This is a genomic window from Methylobacterium sp. GC_Met_2 (assembly GCF_026540795.1).
Taxonomy (GTDB): Bacteria; Pseudomonadota; Alphaproteobacteria; order Rhizobiales; family Beijerinckiaceae; genus Methylobacterium.
This window is the reverse complement of record NZ_JALNUM010000212.1, coordinates 1-4,236: the sequence shown is the minus strand read 5'-3', so window position 1 is coordinate 4,236 and position 4,236 is coordinate 1. Positions and strand designations below refer to the sequence as shown.

General features: G+C 67.1%; 4 protein-coding genes. All 4 read left to right on the top strand.

Going from position 1 to position 4,236, the window contains the following annotated elements; all coding sequences use genetic code 11:
* Positions 1 to 158 precede the first annotated feature (158 nt).
* Positions 159 to 1,022, top strand: a complete 864-nt coding sequence (locus OXS49_RS32720) for an NADP-dependent methylenetetrahydromethanopterin/methylenetetrahydrofolate dehydrogenase (protein ID WP_244003584.1) — start codon at positions 159 to 161, stop codon at positions 1,020 to 1,022.
* Between the two features lie 10 nt (positions 1,023 to 1,032).
* Positions 1,033 to 1,674: a methenyltetrahydrofolate cyclohydrolase gene (gene fchA / locus OXS49_RS32715; protein WP_267428675.1), complete on the top strand. Its 642-nt coding sequence runs from the start codon at positions 1,033 to 1,035 to the stop codon at positions 1,672 to 1,674.
* A gap of 475 nt (positions 1,675 to 2,149) precedes the next feature.
* Positions 2,150 to 3,343 (top strand): malate--CoA ligase subunit beta, encoded by a 1,194-nt coding sequence (locus OXS49_RS32710; protein WP_244007497.1) that lies wholly within the window; start codon positions 2,150 to 2,152, stop codon positions 3,341 to 3,343.
* 15 nt (positions 3,344 to 3,358) lie between these two features.
* Positions 3,359 to 4,236: succinate--CoA ligase subunit alpha (sucD, locus tag OXS49_RS32705; RefSeq protein ID WP_267428674.1), on the top strand; the 878-nt coding region annotated here is incomplete at its 3' end.

Below are 4,236 nucleotides of genomic sequence, written 5' to 3'. Positions count from 1 at the left end.
CTGAACCCGCGCTCCCCTCTCCCGACCCCTGCTGACGCAGGGGCCACCCTCCCCCGCAGAGGGGGGAGGGGACGCGCGGATCCCGGCCCTGACTCCGATCACCCTTGAAAAAAACCCCTGACGGCGCCTCACGGGCGCGACGGAAAGGTCCCAAGAAAATGACAAAAAAACTGCTGTTCCTGTTCGACACCGATGCCGTGCCGAACGTGTTCGACACGGTCGTCGGCTACGATGGCGGGGCCGACCACATCACCGGCTACGGCGGCGTGAACCCCGACAACGTCGGCGCGCTGGTGGACGGCACGATCTACACCCGCGGCGGCGCCGAGAAGAAGTCCACGGCGATCTTCGTCGGCGGCGGCAGCATGGCGGCGGGCGAGGACCTGTTCACGGCGGTCAAGAAGCGCTTCTTCGGCCCGTTCCGCGTCTCGGTCATGCTCGATTCCAACGGCTCCAACACCACGGCCGCCGCCGGCGTCGCGCTGGTGGCCAAGGCTGCAGGCTCGCTCCAGGGCAAGAAGGCCGTCGTGCTGGCGGGCACCGGCCCGGTCGGCATGCGCTCGGCTGCGCTGCTCGCCGGCGAGGGCGCCGAGGTGACGATCGCGGGCCGCGCGTTGGACAAGACCCAGGCCGCCGCCGATCAGATCAACACGCGCTTCAAAGTCAACGTGAAGGCCGCCGCGACCCCCGACGAAGCCTCGCGTGTCGCCCTCGTCAAGGGCACCAACCTCGTGTTCACAGCCGGCGCCATCGGCGTCGAGCTGCTGCCGGAAGCCGCCTGGGCGCAGGAATCGTCCATCCAGTTCGTCGCCGACTACAACGCCCAGCCCCCGACGGGCATCGGCGGCATCGAGGTGATGGACAAGGCGCGTGAGCGCAACGGCAAGCAGGCCTTCGGGGCGCTGGGCATCGGTGGCCTGAAGCTCAAACTGCACCGGGCCTGCGTCGGCCAGCTCTTCGAGAGCACCGATAAGGTGCTCGACGCCGAGGAGATCTACGCCCTCGCCAAGACGATGGCTTGAGGAGGCGCCGGTGACCGAGACGCATCGCCCCGAGACCGACAGCATCGAAAAGTTCCTCACGGAGCTCGCGAGCGCCGCCCCGACCCCCGGGGGCGGCGGCGCGGCTGCGATCTCCGGCGCCATGGGCGCTGCCCTGGTGTCGATGGTCTGCAACCTCACCATCGGCAAGAAGAAGTACGTCGAGGTCGAGGCCGAGCTGAAGGACGTGCTCGCCAAGTCCGAAGGCTTGCGGGTCGTTCTCACCGGAATGATTGGCGAGGACGTCCAGGCCTTCGACGCCGTTATGGGCGCCTACGGCTTGCCGAAGGGCACCGACGACGAGAAGGCGGCCCGCGCAGATAAGATTCAGGCCGTGCTCAAGACGGCCTGCGACGTGCCGCTCGCCTGTTGCCGGGCCTGCCGCGCGGTGATCGACCTCGCGGCGATCACGGCCAACAAGGGCAATCTCAACGTGGTGTCGGATGCCGGCGTGGCGGTGCTCTCGGCCTATGCCGGCCTGCGCAGCGCGGCGCTCAACGTCTACGTCAACGCCAAGGGTCTCGAAGACCGGGAGTTCGCCGACGAGCGGCTTCAGGAACTGGAAGGCCTGCTGGCCGAGGCCGGGACGTTGACCGAGACGATCTACGGCGTGGTGAAGGCCAAGGTGAACTGACAGGCGCAGCGCTCTCCCTCTCCCTCTGCGGGCTTGAGGACTCACACAACTTGTTTGGAGAGGAGGCAGGACGAGGCCGTGCGTCTCCCTCCCCCGCAGAGGGGGGAGGGCGGGCGCGCGGGATATCTGGTCCGCCCAACCTGGCAACCGGATGATGATCCCGAATGCGATGTGTGAATCCGCAAGCCTCTGCGAGGGGGAGGTGGATGCGCGTCGCTATGCCGGCTACGCTCAACATGTCAGGGCGTCCAAGCCCAGGCCCAAAATTCGTGATCGACAGTCGAGGCCGGGTGCATCATGCCCCGGCCTCGTTGTTGTTCTGTATGCCGCAGTGCGGCATCAAATACGATTGATGTTGCGCCAGCGAAAAAGGCGTCGTGAAGCGATAGATCAAAAAATTTGACGGGCGTATTCCTTCGACTCAACTAAAGTGAAGCGCATCAACGGCGGCAACGAACCGCGGAGGAGGCGCCGAATGGACGTTCACGAGTATCAGGCCAAGGAGCTGCTCGCGAGCTTCGGCGTGGCCGTCCCCAAGGGCGCCATCGCGTTCAGCCCGGATCAGGCGGTCTATGCGGCGACCGAACTCGGTGGCTCGTTCTGGGCCGTGAAGGCGCAGATCCACGCGGGTGCCCGCGGCAAGGCTGGCGGAATTAAGCTGTGCCGGACCTACAACGAGGTCCGCGACGCCGCAAAGGATCTCCTCGGTAAGCGCCTCGTCACCCATCAGACCGGCCCCGAGGGCAAGCCGGTCCAGCGGGTCTACGTCGAGACCGCCGACCCGTTCGAGCGCGAGCTCTATCTCGGCTACGTGCTGGACCGGAAGGCCGAGCGCGTCCGCGTCATCGCCAGCCAGCGCGGCGGCATGGATATCGAGGAGATCGCCGCCAATGAGCCGGATTCGCTCATCCAGGTGGTGGTCGAGCCGGCGGTGGGCCTGCAGCAGTTCCAGGCACGGGAGATCGCCTTCCAGCTCGGGCTCAACATCAAGCAGGTCTCTGCCGCGGTGAAGACGATCATGAACGCTTATCGGGCGTTCCGCGATTGCGACGGCACCATGCTGGAGATCAACCCGCTGGTCGTCACCAAGGATGATCGGGTGCTGGCGCTCGACGCCAAGATGTCGTTCGACGACAACGCTCTGTTCCGCCGGCCGGGCATCGCCGACATGCACGACCCCTCGCAGGGCGATCCCCGCGAGGCCCAGGCCGCGGAGCACAACCTCAGCTACATTGGCCTCGACGGCGAGATCGGCTGCATCGTCAACGGCGCCGGCTTGGCCATGGCCACCATGGACATGATCAAGCACGCGGGCGGCGAGCCGGCGAACTTCCTGGATGTGGGCGGCGGTGCTTCCCCTGAGCGGGTCGCGACGGCCTTCCGGCTGGTGCTGTCGGACCGCAACGTGAAGGCGATCTTGGTCAACATCTTCGCCGGCATCAACCGCTGCGACTGGGTCGCCGAGGGCGTCGTTCAGGCCGCCCGCGAGGTAAAGATCGACGTCCCGCTGGTGGTCCGGCTCGCCGGCACGAACGTGGAGGCCGGCAAGAAGATCCTGGCCGAGAGCGGCCTCGACCTGATTACAGCCGACACCCTGGCGGAAGCGGCCAAGAAGGCGGTCGACGCCTGCGCCGCCGCCAAGGGTCACCAAGCCCAGACGCAGCACTAGAGGGGAGACCGCGCCATGAGCATCCTCATCGACGAGACCACCCCGATCATCGTCCAGGGCATCACCGGCGACAAGGGCACGTTCCACGCCAAGGAGATGCTGGACTACGGCACCAACGTCGTCGGCGGCGTCACCCCCGGCAAGGGCGGGCGCACCCATCTCGGCCTGCCGGTGTTCAACACCGTCAAGGAAGCCGTGGAGGCGACCGGCGCCACGACCTCGATCACCTTCGTGGCGCCGCCGTTCGCGGCCGATGCCATCATGGAGGCGGCCGATGCCGGCCTGCGGCTGGTCTGCTCGATCACCGACGGCATCCCCGCCCAGGACATGATGCGGGTGAAGCGCTACCTGTACCGCTACCCCAAGGAGAAGCGGACCATGGTGGTCGGCCCGAACTGCGCCGGCATCATCTCGCCGGGCAAGGCCATGCTCGGCATTATGCCCGGCCACATCTATCTCCCCGGCAATGTCGGGGTGATCTCCCGCTCGGGCACGCTCGGCTACGAGGCCGCCTCGCAGCTCAAGGAGCTCGGTCTGGGGATCTCGACCTCGGTGGGCATCGGCGGCGACCCGATCAACGGCTCCTCCTTCCTCGACCACCTTGCTTTGTTCGAGACCGATCCGGATACCGACGCGGTGCTGATGATCGGCGAGATCGGCGGCCCGCAGGAGGCCGAAGCCTCGGCCTGGATCCGCGAGAACATGTCGAAGCCGGTGATCGGGTTCGTGGCCGGGCTGACCGCGCCGAAGGGGCGCCGCATGGGGCACGCCGGCGCGATCATCTCGGCGGCCGGGGACAGCGCCGCCGAGAAGGCCGACATCATGCGCTCGTATGGTCTCACTGTGGCGCCGGATCCGGGCAGCTTCGGCCAGACCGTGGCCGACGTGCTCGC